Here is an 18,959-nt window from a genome sequence, read left to right on the forward strand (position 1 = left end):
GAAGGAGGGAGAAAGACGTTGAATAAGACAATAAAGCCGTTGTTATTAATTGGGAAGATACTTGTGATCATTGCTCTGCCCATCTTGTTTTTTTCTTATATCGGTCAAAACCCAATGAAGAAAACAGAAACGGCTTCTCGTGAGATTGCTATTGTCAATGAAGATAATGGGGCGGAATATCATAAGAACCAGATTCAAGTCGGATCAGAACTTGTCACGACTTTGGACAAGGATTCTGAATATGATTGGGTCGTCGTCAACAGAAGTGCCGCGGAAAGTGGATTGGCTAATAAAAAGTATGATGCGATCATTTATTTCCCATCGGACTTTTCCAAGAACATTTATACCTTTAATGAAGAACAACCAGTCAAAGCGGGGGTTAAATATAAGGTCCAGACAAGCTTAAATGCGGAAAATATGGAAAAGGTCCAAAAAGAGTTAGAGAAGACCAAGAATAAAATGAATAAGCATATTTCCACGCAATACTGGAGCTATGTATCTCAATCGGTAGAAGATATCCGCAAAAAATTCGATAAAGTTTTGACGAAGGAAATCGCTTTCCAAAACACGATGTATGAATTTTATACCCCAAGCTCCGAAAGCCTGGCTGGGGAAATCAAGCAACATAAAGATATGCTCAAAGGGGTTTTCGCTTCCACGAAGAGTGCAGGGGAAACCACCAATGAAACATTAGGTGAAATGGGAAAAACAAAAGCACAAATGGCCTCTTTCGTGGAGGAAGTTGTGACGTTTGAGGAATACCAGAAAGCGCAAAGTGCTCTTTTTGCTTTGACATCCACCCAAAATCAACAGCTGATCATGGATAGCATCCAAGCGTATGATGGGGTGCTGAATGAGGGAGTCCAGACGATACCGAATATCCAAAAGGATACCAAACCGGGATTTAGTCTGAATGAACAAGGCATGAATGAGAACGTGGTGATGATGCAAGAAAAAATCGAGAGCAGCACTAGTAACCTGGAGGATTTCTCCAGCAACATGAAAGAAAAACAGGTGGAACAAATCTCGAAAATAAAGGATGAACAACAAAGTTCGATTGATCAATTTAAACAATCGGAAGAGGACGGACTAAACAAGCTTCAGACAACTTTATTGGAGCAACGTGGAAGTTTGGCCAACAGCTCGGGGGATAAAGATGAAATCGGTGGAGGCGATACACCGATAGAAGATGTTGATACAGGAGGAAAAGGGGATTCAGAGGCAGCGCCTTCAAAAAAGGAAGCAATCGATGATATCTCACTTCAAGTGTTACTGGATAAAATTAATGGTATGAATACGACCCTTGAAAGTTTGGTGCCGGCAGAAGGCAGTGAAGGGGCAAAAGATCAAATTAGCTCTCTTGCAGGCAGTCTGCAAGAGGAAATCAATGGTCTGAGCGGGACCTTGAATAAAAGAACGGAAAACTATAATCAAGTTGTCGTACAATTCAATGCATTGATAGATTCATATAATACGTTACTAACAAATTATAAGAAACTACAAACTGAATATGAAAAGCTGGGAAAAGATTATAAGGATTTGGGTAATCAATGGGAGCAATCACAGGAGGATATTCAAAAATTACAGGATATCCAAAGTATGACCATCAATGAGACCCTTACGGAAATCAAGAAAACAGAAGACGAGCTACTTAAAAAAGTGGGAGGAGAAAGACGGGCGGCATTAGTGGATGTCTTTAATCGATCCATCCTGAGCCGTGACTCAAATGCACTTCTAGCTTATTATGGTTCGCTTTCTTCCTATGGGGAACTTGTTCAACGAGTCAATGAAACGAAAGAAAGTTTGGACGAAGTGTTTACCGCCAATATGAACGAATTAGAAAATATGAAAAATGGCGTTTCTGGTATCGTCGATGAAGAGGCGAAACTTGTCCAATCAAGCCTTTTGGGAGTGGAAGAAGACTTTGGGGCTTTATCTAGCTCGATGCTCGACTTTATATCAGAATATGACGAAAATGTTGAAGTGGAACATGCAGCCACGCTGGAGGAATTAGCAGCCATATCAGCGAGGGCTCAAGAAGTAACGGCAAATCTGACCGGTAATATGGAGACTCCCGAGATGGAGGAGGCCCCTGTTGGAAGTCTTAACGGAGAAATGTTTGTATCTCTTCAGGATTCTACGGCAACCACTGTCGGTTATATTTCGGAGCTAGTCCATTCTGTCGCAGAGCGTCAAGATACCGTTACGAAAGATACATCAGACCTTCAAGCAAAAGTGGGATCCGTTCAGGAAAGAGCCGATCAGCTTAATGAAAATTGGGCTCAAAACGTGGATTCCACGAAGAAAATCAAAACCGATGTTTACAGTGTTTTGAATAATACGTTAGTGGATGATCAGTCGAACGGGTATGTGTACGAGTATTTGGCGAATCCCGTTCAAATCAGCGGGGAAGTATTGCAACAAGAAAAGGTTAATATCCCACCAATCGTGATGTTAGTGATCATCCTTATCTCAGGATTATTGATTGGTTTCTTCCTGCACCATTATGCATCCGTTCCGATGCTGGTGCATGCAGCCTTATTCGCATTACTGAACTTGATCGTCGGCTTGATCATTAGCATGTATGGGCTGAAGATTTATCCGCTTGGCGATATGCAGGCGATTAAATGGACCGTTTTCACTGTCCTGCTTCTATTCTTCTGCTCAGCGTTCACACAGCTTGCCTTTGCGATAGGACCATTTGTCGGGGCAATTCTGGTCATTGGTTTAATCAGTTTCTTTACGATTCCATTATTAGACCTGATCATGCCTAACTTCAATGTCGAACATCCGGTAGCCAATGTCTATATGTCCATTCAATTCGGGAATCAGTTGGCCTTTATCCCGGCCACTACCATTCTGATTATACTCACGCTGGTTGCTGCGCTCCTTCCTTATGTTATGAAGCGTCTTGCAGGTAAAAGAGAGATGGCCCATGAAGCGGAGTAAACAGGTAATTCTCGTGTTGTTCTTCATCCTCTTCAGCCAGCCTATTGATGGGCAAGCTGAAGAGGAACCCATCGTGGAGCCGAATGTGTATCAGGAAAAGGATATCAATATCCAAACTGAATATTTTCATGATGAGGAGTTATTGAAACAGAAGGAGAAAATTCCGGAAGAAGTAAAAGGACTTACTTTTGAAAGAGGAAAGTATGATGTCATAGATTCGATAGAAGATTCCCTTTTTCTTTCTCCTATGACGGAGGATAATAATATCATTGCTTCCAAAGCGGAAGAAATGGGGTTGTTTTCTTCAGAAGTCCCCATTCGAAAGAGAGATAGGGAAGAAGAGAACTCTTTTCTGAACTTTGATCTATCATTGTTACTGGCGATTGTTTTAGGAGTTGCCGTGGTGTGTCTGTTTGTTATCCTTATCCCAAGAATGGGTAAGTTGAATCAAGAAGGAAATAAGAAATGAAGAAGCCCGACTCCAGATTTAGGAGTCGGGTTTTTCTTTTTCCTTATTTTGAAAGGGTGATCAGGAGACCTAAAAGAAGGGCGATGGTAAAGACCCATATAAAGAATTTTTTATACATATTCATTACCTCGAATCGTCAAAATGTGATAATTCATTTTAGCATATGTATGGGGAAAGAACCGAAGTTGGATAGAAGCAAAAGATTTTTAGTGTTAAAAGAGAATGGGTTTTTTAATGAAAAAATAGGGTAATGGATGTTGTGGATAAAAATGTAAAATTGGAGGTGCGATGGTGGAGAAAAAACAGTGGAAGCTAGGGATGATATGTCTGGCCACTCTCTTCGTTTTGCTTGCTCTTTCTGGTTGTAATACGAAAGATGAAAAGATGAACGGAGAAGAAAAGGAAGAAGTACGTGGTGAGAATACCGAAAAAAAAGGGCGTTCAGAAGAAGATGAAGAGCTGGAAGAAGATTTCGAGATTGCTACCACCGTTGAAGAAATGACTAAAGAAAACCCTGGGAAGTACACAGGGAATAAATACAATAAAGCCATTATACATAGAGCATTAGACAATCAGGACTTTCAGGAAAAGGATAGCTTCGAAGTTTATCAGAGCTTATTAAAACTAATGGGCGAAGGTGCAAACTACAAAGAAAAGTATCAGTTTTTCGAAGCATTCGACCCTTCCATTGAAACGGCGGTAACAGAGATGCCAGGTGGAATCACCATCGACGGCAGTGGTGAATTGGGAATCGACGTGAATATTGCAATTTTGCTTGACGCAAGTGGGAGCATGAACCAAAAAGTAGGCGGGAAAACAAAAATGGAGCTGGCGAAAAAAGCGATTAATGAATTTGTAGCTTCCCTTCCGGAAGAGGCAAATGTCATGCTCCGTGTCTATGGGCATAAAGGAAGCAACGATGATAAAGATAAGAAGATATCCTGTGATAGTACGGAAGTGGTTTATGATTTGGCCCCATATAATAAAGGGGACTTCAGGAAAGCTTTAGATAAATTTAAACCGACAGGATGGACACCGATTGCCAAGACCATTTCGGAAACAAAGAAAGATTTTGAAAAAGCGGGTTCAGAAGGTCAAAATATCATTTATGTCGTCAGCGATGGAATCGAAACCTGCGACGGTGATCCAGTGAAAGCAGCTAAAGACTTGCATGATTCCAATATTGAACCAGTGATTAACATCATAGGGTTCGATATGGATAGTGAGGGGCAAAAACAATTACGTGAAGTTGCTGAAGCTGGCGGAGGGAAATTCGAAATGGTCAATAATGCCGATGATTTCAATAAGATGTGGGATGAAGAGCGTAGAGATCTGTGGAACCAATGGTGGAATTGGGGCAATGAAAATTGGAGTACCGTTCGGGATGAACAAAATAAGAAGACATCGTCTTTACTTGATGAAAAAAACAGTTTTTCTAGGCTTTCCTCTGATGAAAGCAATCGCATGTATGAGGCTACGAGTTATTTAAAGGATAAGAAACAAATAAATTATGAGACTTGGGAGGAAGCTCGCAGTTTAGTCAAACAACGCCGTGAAATAATAAAAGAGTATTATGACGAAAAATATGAAGAATTGAACACGACAGTGAAAAATGAAGGGGAGGGTTTAAAAGAATCAATTAAAAAGAAAGAAGAAGAAATGAAAGAGAAATATAAAGATTAATAATCAAAGGGGCTGTCTAATAGCCCTCTTTCAAGAGGATTCATGCACAAAATAAAAGGCAGAAATGTTGTTAAATCAACGTTTCCGCCTTTTATTATATATACGATTTCGGCGTAATTACCCCTTTTGAGTGTGTCTTTATTTGAATAATTGCGGATATATGGTCTTTGCAGTTAGTTCTACGGCTTCTCCGATACGCGGTCCGGGACGTGACATGACGTCTTCGCTAAGCTGATATACTTGGTCTTCCTTCACGGCGCTGACATCTTTCCAACCTTTACGGGATTTGATTTCATCCACAGCATTGTCCACATAGCCTACGGTTGTGATGATGGCATCCGGGTTGCGCTTGACGACTTCTTCATCTGCTATTTTCGCCCAGCCCTTTTGGTCGGCAAAGATATTTTCGATACCGGCAGACGCCAAGATCTCTTGCTGGAAGGTTTCAGCTCCCGCTGTATAGATTTCCGGAGAAGGGCTGATTTCGAAATATGTTTTTTCTTTAGAATCAACACTCGCCACTTTTTCTTCAACATCTTTGATTTGTTTTTTTATGTTTTTGACTAGGTCATCCCCTTGGTCCGTTACGCCCATGACTTTGGCAATTTGATCAATATCGCTATATACATCATCAAAGGTCACGGCTGATTTAATAATGAAAATGGGAATTCCCGCATCTTCAAGCGGCTTTAATGCTGCTTCATCGCCAATTGTGTAGGCAATGATGGCATCCGGTTTCAAAGAGATGATTTTTTCGGAATTGATCGTCATCGAATCAGAGACACGCTCGACATCTTTAGCTTCCTCAGGATAGTTATCGAAATCTGTCGCTCCAATCACCTTATTCCCTACACCAAGGGCATATAAAATCTCCGTATTACTGGGTTGAAGTGAAACGACCGTTTCCGGAACCTTATCAAATGTGATTTCTTTTCCACTATCATCGGTGACGGTATAGGATTTGACTTCTTCAGTTGTTGCAGGATCTTTTTTCTCTATCGATTTCTGATCATCATTCGAGGCACATCCTGTAAGGAAAAGGGCGACCATCAGAAGGGCAATCCAACTGGATCTTACTGTTCTTATCATGTTTTATTCCTCCGTTTTCTTTTTCATTGTTTTGGTTGGATAGGATTTGCTGATAAAGGGAATCTCTTCGACACCCAGTTGTTTATTGACATAGACAGCCATCACGAATAGAACATTGGCAAGCAAATGAGCATAATCAAAAAGAATCGCGGGCACATCTTTTTCCGTACTGACTTTTTGCAAGGCACGGACGGATTTCTTGGCTTCACTACGGCAAGTATGCAAAATACAGGCTGCCGTCGATCCTTGGGGTAGCACAAATGTTTCGATGCGTTCTTTCACTTCAGCGACATAATAGTCATAGATTTCACTTAGGCGGTTTAGACCGTCTTCGGTTATGGCCAATTTCCCCCGGGCAGAACCATTTAAATGATAAGCCATCGGCAACAGTTCCATTAAATCCCTGTAGACTTCAGGAATCTCTTTCGTGAACGACGCTGCCAGTCCCATTTGAGTCGTCAATGAATCGGTGCGAATTTCATAATCAACGGTTGAAACTGATTCGCGCATGAATGGGTAGCATAAAAAGCGGGCATCCTTCTTTGCCATGATTTTTCCTCCTTTTTAATAATGTGAATGACCTTCGTATTGCTTTTCGGCGCAAAAGAAAAAGCCGACCAAAGGTATTGGTCGGCAAACAATCATCTATGTATCTCGAACGGAAAAAAAGATGGAAGATTGCCGTACAATCCTCCTAACTTCCGAAGAGCAAAATACGATAAAAAAAAGGCAGGTCTCCTGGCTCGTGCATCATTTTACTCTAAGAACCTTCCCATTTGGATTGAATGAATGGTATCGTGCGTGCGGATTCATTCACAAACAGTGGCATATTTCTTATTTCATTAGCACTTACAGTTGCGGAAACAGCTTCGGTTTTACACCGAATTCCCTATTAAGCTGACAAGTCAGCACCTATTTTCTGCAAGGTTTATATTCACTTAGTACCAGTCTATCATAATTAATTACTTAAATAGTGAAAAGATTTCAAGAAATCTCTTTTATAGGGGTATTATTCTAGTAAACTCACTTTGTAAGGATAAATTGGAGGTTAATGTAAAATGGATGTCGAATAAATAAGGGTTAAGCATGAGTGATTTACATAATCATGGGAGGTAGAGAATGGTTTATAAACAAGTGAATCAGAAACTGGATATGATTTTGGAAAACATTGAAAAGGTCATTATTGGAAAAAGAGATATAGCAGAACTAAGTCTTGTGGCGCTCCTTTCTGGTGGACATGTCTTATTGGAAGATGTCCCGGGCGTGGGGAAGACCGTCTTGGTCAGGGCGCTAGCGAAGTCCATCGGGGCGGATTTCAAACGGATTCAATTCACGCCTGACTTGCTACCGTCCGATGTAACGGGGGTATCGATTTTCAATCCGAAGGAACAAGAGTTCATCTTTAGACCGGGGCCAATCATGGGCCATATCATTTTGGCCGATGAAATCAATCGGACATCACCGAAAACGCAATCCGCCCTACTTGAAGGAATGGAAGAGGCAAGCGTGACGGTGGATGGTGTGACAAGGAAACTGGAACAACCGTTTTTCGTCATGGCCACTCAAAATCCAATTGATTACGAAGGCACATACCCACTTCCAGAAGCACAGCTAGATCGTTTTTTATTGAAAATGAAGATGGGGTATCCGGAAGTGGCAGAAGAGATAGAAGTGTTGCATCGGGCCCAATATACGGCTCCGATTGAAGAATTGGAATCCGTGATTTCGTTAGAGGAACTGATAGATTTGCAGATAGAGGCAAAGGCCGTGATCGTGGATGATACGATAAAGACGTATATCGTCGAGTTAGCTAATCAATCACGTAAGCATGAAAGTGTATATCTTGGGGTGAGCCCACGTGGATCGATTGCCCTAATGAAGGCAGCCCAAGCCTATGCGCTCCTAAAGGGAAGGGATTACGTTTTACCTGATGATGTGCAGCATTTGGTACCGTTCGTTTTTACCCATCGGCTAATCCTTAATCCGGAAGCGAATTACTCGGGGGTGAATGCTGAGATGGTGATACATGAGGTAGTGGCTACGACGCAGGTACCCGTGAAGAGGGCCGTGACCTAATGAGGAATGTGCTTACCATACTGAAGAAAAACAGGAATGTCTGTGGGATCATAGTGCTTATGCTCATTTCCTTTTGTTTTGCGATGTTTCAAGGCGGGTTTATCAGTTGGTTCATTTTCTATACCTTTTTGCCGTTCGGTGCGTACTCTATGATTCTGCTGTTTTATCCACTTCAGGCTTTTGAAGTGGAGAGAAGAATTAGTAAACACGAATGCCAGGCCGGAGAGTCGGTAGATATGACATTGGTATTCTCCCGGAAAAACAGACTGCCTCTTTTATATATGGTGGTAGAAGAGGATTTGCCGATGGAACTGGAAAAGAAAACATTGGTTTTTCCAGGATTTAAACAATCCTTCCAATTGACATATACCCTGGAGAATCTGCCAAGAGGAGAACATGTCATCCAATCGGTTCGCTTCAAAATAGGGGACTTCTTTGGACTCTATGAAAAAGAAGCGACAGTGCATGCCCCTTTGAAACTCACCGTTTTCCCGGCTTATCAGGAGTTGAATTATAAACAGTTGGAGCATGTCTTCGATCAAGGACAAGTTGGTACGACGAAAAAAATACAGCGGGAACATTCGGTCGTGTCCGGAATCAGGGAGTATCAGCCGGGTGATCAATTATCCTGGATAAATTGGAAGGCAACGGCCCGAACAAGTGAAATCATGACGAAGGAATTTGAAGTGCAGAAAAACCGTGATGTATTTATTATGCTTGATGAGTACGCCTCTCCCTTCTTCGAAGAAGCTATCGTACTTGCGGCCTCTTTGGTGCATGCCTTGATAAAGAAGGGTATGGATGTTGGGTTAACCAGTACGGGATCAATGGAGGCCGTACCGGCTAAAGGAGGCAGTAAACAGAGGAGAAGACTCTTTTACCGTCTTGCAAAATCAAGGGCCACACATACAAACGTCTGGAATGGAAAGAAGAACAAGGGAGTTGTACCATCAAACGCTTCTGTAATATTCATTGTGTCCGAATTAACGATGGAAAAGATAGAAGGTTGGAATGCATTTACCGGGAATAAAGCGATGACGGTATTTTGCGTGAAAAGTCAGGGAGACTTCACGGGTGAGGAAATACGTGCGAAGTCGGTGGCGTTGGCTCGTGGAATAAAGTTGGTCTTCTTTGAACAGGGTCACCTTCAAAATGAACGAACCGAGGTGAAGGCAAATGAACGCTGATTCTACCAAATCGGAAAGGTGGATGCATGTTCTCTTATATATATTTGGTCTTCTATTGATTACCGAATGGTTACGACCCGTAGAGAAGCTTACGGATACAGGAAATATCTTGATTTTCATTATCTTTGTGTTATTTTCCTTGCTCCTACACTATTTTGGTATCCACTGGTTTGTGCGTTTCATCCTCGTAAGTGCCTTTATATTAATTGCGGTCCATTTCTTGTATTCGTCAGATCCTTTCCTGACCTTCAAATGGCTTACTGGTGATTTGCTGGATATAACGGCTAACGTTTCGAATATGTATGAGGGGAAGTGGGAGCTGCTTTCCAACCCCTTTAGAACGCTGTTGTTTTTCGTGCTTCTTTGGCTTGTGACATACTTGATTCATTACTGGGTGACGGTGAGACGAAACATATTTTTACTTTATATATTAACGATCATTTTCCTATCGATTCTCGATACATTCACACCATATGATGGGGATATGGCCATGATCAGGATCATCATCATCGGGTTTTCGATGCTTGGTGTGTTGGCCATGCTACGCTTGTCCATACAAGAGAGATTGGTGTTTTCAGGAGGTTCATTCAGTAAATGGGCCATCATGCTAGCGGGGATGCTGTTAGTAAGCGTCCTCGTTGGTTTCACTGCTCCGAAGTTCGCGTCACAATGGCCGGACCCTGTACCGTTCATTGTTTCTTATTCCGATAAGGTGACAGGAAGTGATGAAAGCTCCGTTGAAAAACGGGTGGGGTATGACGAAGATGATTCATCACTTGGTGGGTCGATAGAGCCGGACAATACGGTCATTTTTTATAATACGACCAATACCGGACACTATTGGAAAGTCGAGAACAAAGATATCTATACCGGAAAAGGGTGGGTTTCCGTTGAGGGAATGGAAGACTATATCAGTTTCTCTAATGGTCAGGATTTGAAGGATATAAAAGAATTTGAGATTCCTGAAGTGTTGAAAACGGAAGACATGAATACAAGGGTAACCATGATGGAAAGTTACTCTCACCTTCTTCATCCCCAATCAGGGTACCTGAAGAAGGTAGAGGCTGAGAACGGAGATTGGTTTAAATATTATACAAATATGGACAAGTACATTTCGGTAGACGAAGGCAGTAAGCCCCTTAGCACGAAAGAATATGAACTGGTTTATGAAATGCCTAGCTATGATCTGGCTGACTTACGGAAAGTTACGGAACAGGATGAAACGATGGATGTCCTCATGGAAAGCAATACACAGCTTCCGGAGGGATTGCCAACCCGTATCTATGAACTGGCCAACGAACTTACGGCGAATGAGGATAATTGGTACGATAAGGCAAAGGCGATAGAAAATCACTTCGACGGTCCTGAATTCAGCTATTCCAAAGAAGACATTCCGTATCCAGGCGATAATCAGGATTATGTGGATCAATTCTTGTTCGAGACCCAAATTGGGTATTGCGATAATTATTCAACGGCGATGGTCATTTTATTACGTGCCGCCAACATTCCGGCAAGATGGGTAAAGGGATATACGGAAGGGGAGAAATCAATTTATAAAGGTGAATCCGCCTATAAAGTGACGAATAATAATGCCCATTCATGGGTGGAGGTTTATTTTTCAGGATTGGGATGGGTACCATTTGAGCCTACGAAGGGATTCAATGGGCAAATGGATTTTTACAATTCGGATTTGAATTCGGAAAATACGGAGGAAACCGAGCAGGAAGACAAAAAACTAGTGGAGCAAGATGAGACACAGACTAGAGAGCGCCCGGATACACCCGAAAATGAACCTGGATCAACTAAGAAAAGTGTCCTTTTAAGCCAAAATACTTTAATAATGTGGAGTACCGGTATTATTTTATGCATAGCTTTACTTCTTGTTGTAGGGTATTTGTATAGAAGGAAATGGCTCCCTTTTGTACAAATCCTGCGGTTAAAAAAGAAAACCGGTCCATACTTTGTACAGGCGTACCAATTATTATTGAAACAGTTGGTCCGGGCAGGGTTAGAGCGGCCTGAAGGACAAACCTTGCGGGAATATGCAGCCTATGTAGATGCGGTTTATGAGACGAATTTAATGCAGGAAATGACAGCTCGATATGAAGTAATGACTTACCGTGGTGATCCAGAAGAAGAGGAGTGGGAGCGCTTTCGCAGTGACTGGGAAACGCTTATGAAAAAAACTAGCTCTTGACCATGTTTTTATTATATTGATACAATAACTTAAACTAATACTGTCCTTCATATATCCTCGATAATATGGATCGAAAGTTTCTACCGAATCACCGTAAATGATTTGACTATGAAGGCAGATTTACAGGAAAGCTGAAAATCTGCCTTCGTATATACTTTTTCCGTATATCGTTGTGGGTGGATTTTTAGTTTTCCTTTTTTTATGATACTATTTTTTTATATGAAAAATCACTCGTTTTTGGGTGAATTACATTGATAGAGGTGACGTTTGTGCCGGGGAAAACAGAATTGCAGAAAAACCAAGAAATGATTGTAGTACTTGATTTCGGAAGCCAATATAATCAATTGATTACGCGACGTATTCGTGAATTCGGTGTGTACAGTGAGCTTCATCCTCATACCATTACAGTGGAGGAACTACAGGAAATGAATCCTACAGGGATCATTTTTTCAGGTGGCCCTAACAGTGTATATGATGCAAGTGCATTTGGCTGCGATGAACGTATTTTCGATTTAGGTCTTCCAATTTTCGGAATTTGTTATGGCATGCAGCTGATGACGAAACATTTTGGCGGAAAAGTGGAACGCGCCAAAAACCGTGAATATGGAAAAGCGACTCTTACGATTCAAAATGAATCTAAATTATTCAGTGATCTTCCAAAAGAACAAATCGTCTGGATGAGCCACGGTGACTTGGTCGTCGAAACACCTGAAGGTTTCACGGTCGATGGAACGAATCCGTCTTGTCCGATTTCGGCAATGAGTGATGAGTCACGTAAATTATATGCCGTTCAATTCCATCCAGAAGTACGTCACTCCGTACACGGCAATGAAATCTTGAAGAACTTCGTATTCGGAGTTTGTGGATGTAAAGGTGACTGGTCCATGGAAAATTTCGTTGAAATTGAAATGGAAAAAATCCGTCAAACAGTCGGGGATAAAAAAGTACTTTGCGCATTGAGCGGTGGAGTGGATTCATCCGTAGTGGCTGTGTTGATCCATAAAGCGATTGGCGATCAGCTGACATGTATCTTCGTTGATCATGGCTTACTTCGTAAAGGTGAAGCGGAAAGTGTTATGAAAACTTTCAGTGATGGCTTTAATATGAACGTCATTAAAGTGGATGCAAAAGAACGTTTCTTATCGAAACTTGCTGGCGTTTCCGATCCTGAACAGAAACGTAAAATCATCGGTAACGAGTTCATCTACGTGTTCGATGATGAAGCAACGAAACTAGAAGGCATCGATTTCCTTGCACAAGGTACGCTTTACACAGATATCATTGAAAGCGGTACAGCAACGGCACAAACGATTAAATCACATCATAATGTCGGCGGTCTACCGGAAGATATGCAATTCAAATTGATTGAACCATTGAATACTTTGTTCAAGGACGAAGTACGGGCATTAGGAAGCGAAATGGGCATTCCTGATGAAATCGTTTGGCGTCAGCCGTTCCCAGGTCCTGGTTTGGGAATTCGTGTATTAGGAGAAATTTCAGATGAAAAGCTTGAAATCGTCCGTGAGTCTGATTATATCTTACGCGAGGAAATCAGGAAGAATGGTTTAGAACGTGAAATTTGGCAATACTTCACAGTCCTTCCTAACATTCGTAGTGTAGGGGTAATGGGAGATGCCCGTACGTATGATTACACAATCGGTATCCGTGCTGTCACATCAATTGATGGAATGACTTCCGACTGGGCTCGAATTCCTTGGGAAGTACTTGAAATCATCTCCACAAGAATCGTCAATGAAGTGGACCATGTTAACCGCGTTGTGTATGACATAACGTCTAAGCCACCTGCAACGATTGAGTGGGAATAGTATATACATCGAACCAGTGAGGGTTTTACCTTCGCTGGTTTTTTTTGGTATTTATCTTTTTGGGTTTATTTGTGGATGATAGAGGGTGGATATTCTTCGTGAAATGGAAATGATAACTAAAAGGCGAACGTTCTATATTTTTTAATTAAAATTATTCGCTTTTTATATTGACGGCTGTTTTACGCACTGGTACACTATACCTATAATAATAAATTAAACATAATCGTCGTATAATATCGGGAATATGGCCCGAAAGTTTCTACCAAGCTGCCGTTAACAGCTTGACTACGATGTGAATGAATGGGTGGGGTAGGTCACGCGCGCATTCTTTACATATTAGTAGTTGAGCCCCCGTTCGGAAGCGAATGGGGTATTTTCATTTTGTGTTATACGAACTTATGATAGGGGAGACTCATTATGAAAAATTACTTTCGTTTTAATGAACTGGGTACTAGCTATCGTCGGGAAATACTCGGCGGTTTAACTACATTCCTCTCAATGGCTTATATACTGGTTGTGAATCCAGTGATGTTAACGTTACAGGGCATAGAGGATTACCCTGATGAATTGAGAATGGATTATGGAGCAGTGTTTGCCGCAACGGCATTGGCTGCCGCAATTGGTTCCATATTGATGGGTCTCATAGCCAGGTATCCAATCTCGCTTGCACCAGGAATGGGATTGAATGCATTTTTTGCCTTTACGGTTGTACTCGGTTTCGGAATCCCGTGGCAAACGGCTTTAACCGGTGTTTTAATTTCAGGGCTCATATTTGTCCTTCTATCCTTATCTGGTATTCGGGAAAAAATCATTAATGCCATTCCAGTCGAATTGAAATATGCGGTCGGAGCTGGTATTGGACTATTTATAACATTTGTAGGGTTTCAAAATGCAGGGATCATCACGAATGATGATAGTGTACTGGTCGGACTTGGTGATTTAACGAACGGAAGTACATTGCTCGCGGTATTCGGGATAATCGTCACCGTCATTCTAATGACCAAAGGCGTGAAAAGCGGTGTATTCATCGGAATGGTGATCACTGCCATAGCTGGCATGATTTTTGGGCAAGTGCCAGTGCCGGAGAAAATCGTTGGAGCGATTCCAAGTATCGCACCAACATTCGGAGTTGCGTTCGATGCTTTCGGAAATCCTGGTGAGCTCTTTACAGGTCAAATGCTGATCGTGATTTTGACCTTCTTGTTCGTAGCGTTTTTCGATACAGCCGGTACGTTGGTGGCTGTCGCTCAACAAGCAGGTTTAATGAAGGATAATGTTCTTCCGAGAGTTGGAAAAGGGTTGCTTGCTGACTCTCTATCCATTGTCTCAGGTGCCATCCTTGGTACATCGACGACGACATCTTATGTGGAGTCGACAGCGGGTGTCGCTGCCGGTGCTCGTAGCGGTTTTGCCGCAGTGGTTACAGGTTTACTGTTCGTCCTATCTCTTTTCTTTTTCCCGCTACTTTCCGTCGTGACGTCAGCGGTAACTGCACCAGCTTTAGTCATTGTAGGTGTACTAATGGCCTCATCGCTTAAAAACATTGACTGGCATAAATTTGAAGTAGCGGTGCCTGCCTTCTTCACAGTTATCATGATGCCCATGACATATTCGATTGCAACAGGGATTGCCTGTGGATTTATCTTTTATCCCATTACGATGACAATGAAAGGGAGAGCGAAAGAAGTTCACCCAATCATGTGGGGACTTGGAGTGGTCTTCCTTCTATACTTCATATTTTTAAAGTGAAACAACACGAGAAAAGAGGCCTATTATAGGCCTCTTTTCTCGTGTTGTAAGAAGAAGGACTTTACGTGTATAGTATAGATATAAATGTTTTGTAATGGATGGGATAATTCTTTCAAAAAAGAGGGAAAAAAATGAGCGGTTTTATCGTTGAAAAGGTATTGAACAATAATGTTGTAATTGCTAATCACCCATCATATGGTGAGGTCGTTTCTATTGGAAAGGGCCTGGGATTTAATCGAAAAAAAGGCGATGAACTAAGTCCGGAACTCGCAGAGAAAACGTTTGTTTTGAAAAGCGAGAAGGAACAGGAGAATTACAAGAAGTTATTGCCGAAAATCGATCAAAATCTTCAAGCAGCCATAATTGAATCCATTCATTTGATAAACAAAAGGGTCCCTGGAAAACTTAATGAGCATATACATGTGGGCTTAACTGATCATTTACTATTCGCCCTTCAACGGGTTTCCCAAGGGATGACCATAAAAAACCCATTTTTAAAAGAGACGATCACCCTCTATCCTTTTGAGCATAATATCGCAGTCGAGGTTGTTGACCTCATTCAAGATAAGACCGGGATAGGACTGCCTCATGGAGAGATTGGCTTCATCACGCTTCATATCCATAGTGCCATAGCAAATAAGGATTTATCTGACGTCAATCAGTATTCCCAGGTGATTTTTCAACTGATTTCCATTATAGAAGAGCAGTTGAACGTTGAGATAAATAAAGAAAGCATCGATTATTCGCGGCTGATTCGTCATTTAAGGTTTATGATCGATCGCGTATTGGCAGGGGAAACGGTGGATGAACCTGAAAAAATCACTTTGCTATTGAAAGAAGAATATCCTGTATGCTACAATTTGTCTTGGAAACTAATAAAAATTATGCAACAGAAATTAGGCAAACCGGTTTGTGATGCGGAAGCTGTCTACTTAACGATGCATATTCAACGATTGCAAAATAAAATTAAATAAAACATTAACCTACGTGTTACTGATTCGATCAGGCATAAGTAAGGAGAATGATTGAGAGTGGAACAGGGTAATCTATACCCACATGTTCTTTTTCGGTCCTACCTTTACTTATGCCTTTTTTGCATACAAAACAGCTTAGAAGTGTATTAGCAGTTTAATGAAATGTAACCGTTTTATTAGTGTGAAAACAAAATGAGGAGGAAACCTAATGTTTAAGAAGTTGTTTGGTATCTTGCAAAAAATTGGAAAATCTTTAATGCTTCCTGTAGCGATCTTGCCTGCTGCCGGTATTTTACTCGCACTGGGTAATGCTTTACAAAACCCTGCCCTCTTGGATATCGCTCCGTTTCTAGAAAATGGCGGAGTGGAAATGGTAGCGTCCGTCATGGAAAACGCTGGGAATATTATTTTTGGAAATCTTCCGCTATTATTTGCGGTAGGTGTAGCGATTGGACTGGCAGGTGGAGATGGGGTTGCTGGTTTGGCAGCAATCATCGGATTCCTGATCATGAATGTAACAATGGGAACGGTCTTAGGAATTGATTTGACTGATGTCGAGAAAAACAGTGCCGTTTACAGCAATGTTCTTGGAATTCCTACGTTAGGTACAGGAGTATTCGGCGGAATCATCGTCGGGGTCATGGCTGCCATTTTGTATAATAAGTTCTATGAAATTGAGATGCCTTCGTATTTAGGGTTCTTTGCGGGAAAACGTTTCGTGCCTATTATTACAGCGGTGAGCGCGGTTGTTTTGGGACTGGTCATGATTGTAATTTGGCCGACCGTTCAATCTGGATTAAATTCCTTCTCAGAAAACATGCTTGGAGCTAATTTGACGCTTAGTGCATTTGTCTTTGGGGTAGTGGAACGGGCGTTAATTCCGTTCGGCTTGCATCATATCTTCTATTCACCATTCTGGTTTGAATTTGGTAGCTACATCGATTCGTCGGGTGAACCTATCAGAGGTGACCAAGCAATCTTCATGGCGCAAATTAAAGATGGAGTGGAGAATTTAACGGCTGGTACGTTCATGACAGGAAAATATCCATTCATGATGTTCGGGTTACCGGCTGCAGCATTGGCCATCTATCACGAAGCCCGTCCAGAACGCAAGAAAATTGTCGGTGGTTTAATGGCATCGGCTGCTCTTACAGCTTTCTTGACAGGTATAACAGAGCCAATTGAATTCTCATTCTTATTTGTAGCGCCGATTCTTTTCGCTATTCACTGTGTGTTTGCAGGTCTATCATTCATGACGATGCATTTGCTTGATGTGAAAATTGGGATGACCTTCTCCGGCGGGTTAATCGACTATACATTATTCGGTTTAATCAATCCGCAAACAAATGCTTGGATCGTAATTCCGGTTGGTTTAGTATTTGCGCTTATCTATTATTTCGGATTCCGATTTGCAATCAGGAAATTCAACTTGAAAACTCCTGGTCGCGAGGTAGAAGAAGATGATGACGAAGTTGGAGTATCTTCCAAGAAATCAGGTAACCTTCCTGGAGATATTTTGGAAGCGATGGGCGGAAAAGAAAACATCGCGCATTTGGACGCTTGTATCACGCGCCTTCGTGTGTCAGTTAATGATATTAAAGAAGTTGATAAAAATAGATTGAAGAAACTCGGTGCGGCAGGAGTGCTTGAAGTCGGTAACAATATCCAAGCCATCTTTGGCCCGCGTTCCGAAACGATTAAAGGGCAAATGAAAGAAATTATGGATGGGAAAAGACCTAGTAGGGTTGAAGCCTCACCAGAAAAAGGCGTAGAAAATCAAATAGAAGATGTGATTCCGAAACCATTACGGACGGAAGGGTCTTCTGACTCTGAAAAATTCGTTTCTCCTATTAAAGGAGAAATCAAGCCAATTACTGAAGTGCCTGATCCAGTATTTGCTGAAAAAATGATGGGCGATGGCTTTGCTATTGTGCCGGATGATGGTCTGGTAGTTTCTCCGGTTGACGGGACGATTGTCAATCTCTTTCCAACTAAACACGCCATTGGTATCGTTTCGGAAACAGGGCGAGAAGTCCTGATTCACGTCGGAATCGATACAGTTAAATTAGAAGGTAAAGGGTTTGAAGCGCTCGTCGCTCAAGATGACAAGGTGAAAATCGGCCAACCACTACTTAAAGTAGATATTGACTATGTTAAAAATAATGCGACTTCTATTATTACTCCGATTGTCTTTACGAACCTCGCTGAAGGGGAAAGCGTTAAGATAGAAAAGAGTGGAAAAGTCGATATTAAAGAAGCAAATATTATTTCTTTTAATAAATAAGCGTTATAGAAGCAGGGGGTGACTATTGAAGTTGCCCCCTGCTTCTATTTATAGATTTATGTTAACGACATGTCTTTGAAGCAGAAAGGATAAAGTGGGTATACTAGTGGAAGTTGTACTCTATAGATAGGATTTAAAAAAAACAAAGAAATATCACAATTTTAATTGACTTGTATTTCTACTGGTGATATTATATTAACTACACCGAAACAAGACATCAACACGACATCATAACGAGAAAAGAAACATTCGAAACTTGTTGACAAGTTGGTTGAGAGGTGTTAAGATAATAAAGTCGCTAAGATAGCGGCAAACAAATTGCTCTTTGAAAACTGAACAAAACAAAGCGCCAACGTAAATTTTGAGTGAGCACACACTATAAAAAAAGCAAAATGAGCAAGTCAAACATTTCTTCGGAGAGTTTGATCCTGGCTCAGGACGAACGCTGGCGGCGTGCCTAATACATGCAAGTCGAG

General features: G+C 41.5%; 12 protein-coding genes, 1 rRNA gene and 3 riboswitches. Of the genes, 11 read left to right on the forward strand and 2 right to left on the reverse strand.

Features of this window, described 5'->3' with window-relative positions; genetic code table 11:
* The first annotated feature begins 18 nt into the window (after positions 1-18).
* From esaA to ACIQXQ_RS18840, 3 genes are all read left to right on the forward strand, one after another.
* On the forward strand, positions 19-2,949 hold the full coding sequence (gene esaA, locus ACIQXQ_RS18830; RefSeq protein WP_402959476.1) for a type VII secretion protein EsaA: 2,931 nt from the start codon (positions 19-21) through the stop codon (positions 2,947-2,949).
* Positions 2,936-3,418 (forward strand): type VII secretion protein EssA, encoded by a 483-nt coding sequence (gene essA, locus ACIQXQ_RS18835; protein ID WP_402959478.1) that lies wholly within the window; start codon positions 2,936-2,938, stop codon positions 3,416-3,418. The genes esaA and essA overlap by 14 nt, the downstream gene beginning before the upstream one ends.
* 288 nt (positions 3,419-3,706) lie before the next feature.
* Positions 3,707-5,101 carry a VWA domain-containing protein gene (locus tag ACIQXQ_RS18840; protein ID WP_402875532.1) on the forward strand — a complete coding sequence of 465 codons (1,395 nt, stop codon included), beginning with the start codon at positions 3,707-3,709 and terminating at the stop codon, positions 5,099-5,101.
* 138 nt (positions 5,102-5,239) lie between these two features.
* Here the strand turns inward: ACIQXQ_RS18840 and ACIQXQ_RS18845 are convergent, their stop codons facing one another.
* A complete protein-coding gene (locus tag ACIQXQ_RS18845) occupies positions 5,240-6,190 on the reverse strand; it encodes an ABC transporter substrate-binding protein (RefSeq protein ID WP_402959480.1) in 951 nt (316 codons plus the stop codon).
* Positions 6,191-6,193: 3 nt separating this feature from the next.
* Positions 6,194-6,739 (reverse strand): hypothetical protein, encoded by a 546-nt coding sequence (locus tag ACIQXQ_RS18850; protein ID WP_402959482.1) that lies wholly within the window; start codon positions 6,737-6,739, stop codon positions 6,194-6,196.
* 162 nt (positions 6,740-6,901) lie between these two features.
* Positions 6,902-7,121, reverse strand: a riboswitch (cobalamin riboswitch).
* Between the two features lie 188 nt (positions 7,122-7,309).
* On the opposite strand from ACIQXQ_RS18850, the gene ACIQXQ_RS18855 reads away from it, so the two are divergent.
* From ACIQXQ_RS18855 to ACIQXQ_RS18890, 8 genes are all read left to right on the forward strand, one after another.
* Positions 7,310-8,266 carry an AAA family ATPase gene (locus tag ACIQXQ_RS18855; RefSeq protein WP_402959484.1) on the forward strand — a complete coding sequence of 319 codons (957 nt, stop codon included), beginning with the start codon at positions 7,310-7,312 and terminating at the stop codon, positions 8,264-8,266.
* Entirely contained in the window at positions 8,266-9,453 is a 1,188-nt protein-coding gene (locus tag ACIQXQ_RS18860; protein ID WP_402875540.1) for a DUF58 domain-containing protein, read from the forward strand. Before ACIQXQ_RS18855 ends, ACIQXQ_RS18860 begins: the two co-directional genes overlap by 1 nt.
* A complete protein-coding gene (locus tag ACIQXQ_RS18865; RefSeq protein ID WP_402959486.1) occupies positions 9,443-11,650 on the forward strand; it encodes a transglutaminaseTgpA domain-containing protein in 2,208 nt (735 codons plus the stop codon). Before ACIQXQ_RS18860 ends, ACIQXQ_RS18865 begins: the two co-directional genes overlap by 11 nt.
* A 27-nt stretch (positions 11,651-11,677) precedes the next feature.
* Positions 11,678-11,779: riboswitch (purine riboswitch) on the forward strand.
* A 140-nt stretch (positions 11,780-11,919) separates the two neighbouring features.
* Positions 11,920-13,476 (forward strand): glutamine-hydrolyzing GMP synthase, encoded by a 1,557-nt coding sequence (gene guaA, locus ACIQXQ_RS18870; RefSeq protein ID WP_402875551.1) that lies wholly within the window; start codon positions 11,920-11,922, stop codon positions 13,474-13,476.
* Between the two features lie 206 nt (positions 13,477-13,682).
* Positions 13,683-13,784, forward strand: a riboswitch (purine riboswitch).
* Between the two features lie 109 nt (positions 13,785-13,893).
* Positions 13,894-15,225 carry an NCS2 family permease gene (locus ACIQXQ_RS18875; RefSeq protein WP_402875544.1) on the forward strand — a complete coding sequence of 444 codons (1,332 nt, stop codon included), beginning with the start codon at positions 13,894-13,896 and terminating at the stop codon, positions 15,223-15,225.
* Positions 15,226-15,356: 131 nt separating this feature from the next.
* Positions 15,357-16,199, forward strand: a complete 843-nt coding sequence (gene glcT, locus ACIQXQ_RS18880; protein ID WP_402875546.1) for a glucose PTS transporter transcription antiterminator GlcT — start codon at positions 15,357-15,359, stop codon at positions 16,197-16,199.
* 208 nt (positions 16,200-16,407) lie between these two features.
* Positions 16,408-18,483 (forward strand): glucose-specific PTS transporter subunit IIBC, encoded by a 2,076-nt coding sequence (ptsG, locus tag ACIQXQ_RS18885; RefSeq protein ID WP_402959488.1) that lies wholly within the window; start codon positions 16,408-16,410, stop codon positions 18,481-18,483.
* A 410-nt stretch (positions 18,484-18,893) separates the two neighbouring features.
* Positions 18,894-18,959, forward strand: a 16S ribosomal RNA gene (locus ACIQXQ_RS18890); the annotation flags it as partial.

The organism is Peribacillus sp. NPDC097198, from assembly GCF_044762055.1.
Classification (GTDB): Bacteria; Bacillota; Bacilli; order Bacillales; family DSM-1321; genus Peribacillus.

Coding starts and splice junctions, on each gene's coding strand:
- essA (WP_402959478.1), top strand. CDS start 2,936: ATGAAGCGGAGTAAACAGGTAATTCTCGTGTTGTTCTTCATCCTCTTC.
- ACIQXQ_RS18840 (WP_402875532.1), top strand. CDS start 3,707: ATGGTGGAGAAAAAACAGTGGAAGCTAGGGATGATATGTCTGGCCACT.
- ACIQXQ_RS18845 (WP_402959480.1), bottom strand. CDS start 6,190: ATGATAAGAACAGTAAGATCCAGTTGGATTGCCCTTCTGATGGTCGCC.
- ACIQXQ_RS18850 (WP_402959482.1), bottom strand. CDS start 6,739: ATGGCAAAGAAGGATGCCCGCTTTTTATGCTACCCATTCATGCGCGAA.
- ACIQXQ_RS18855 (WP_402959484.1), top strand. CDS start 7,310: ATGGTTTATAAACAAGTGAATCAGAAACTGGATATGATTTTGGAAAAC.
- ACIQXQ_RS18860 (WP_402875540.1), top strand. CDS start 8,266: ATGAGGAATGTGCTTACCATACTGAAGAAAAACAGGAATGTCTGTGGG.
- ACIQXQ_RS18865 (WP_402959486.1), top strand. CDS start 9,443: ATGAACGCTGATTCTACCAAATCGGAAAGGTGGATGCATGTTCTCTTA.
- ACIQXQ_RS18875 (WP_402875544.1), top strand. CDS start 13,894: ATGAAAAATTACTTTCGTTTTAATGAACTGGGTACTAGCTATCGTCGG.
- glcT (WP_402875546.1), top strand. CDS start 15,357: ATGAGCGGTTTTATCGTTGAAAAGGTATTGAACAATAATGTTGTAATT.
- ptsG (WP_402959488.1), top strand. CDS start 16,408: ATGTTTAAGAAGTTGTTTGGTATCTTGCAAAAAATTGGAAAATCTTTA.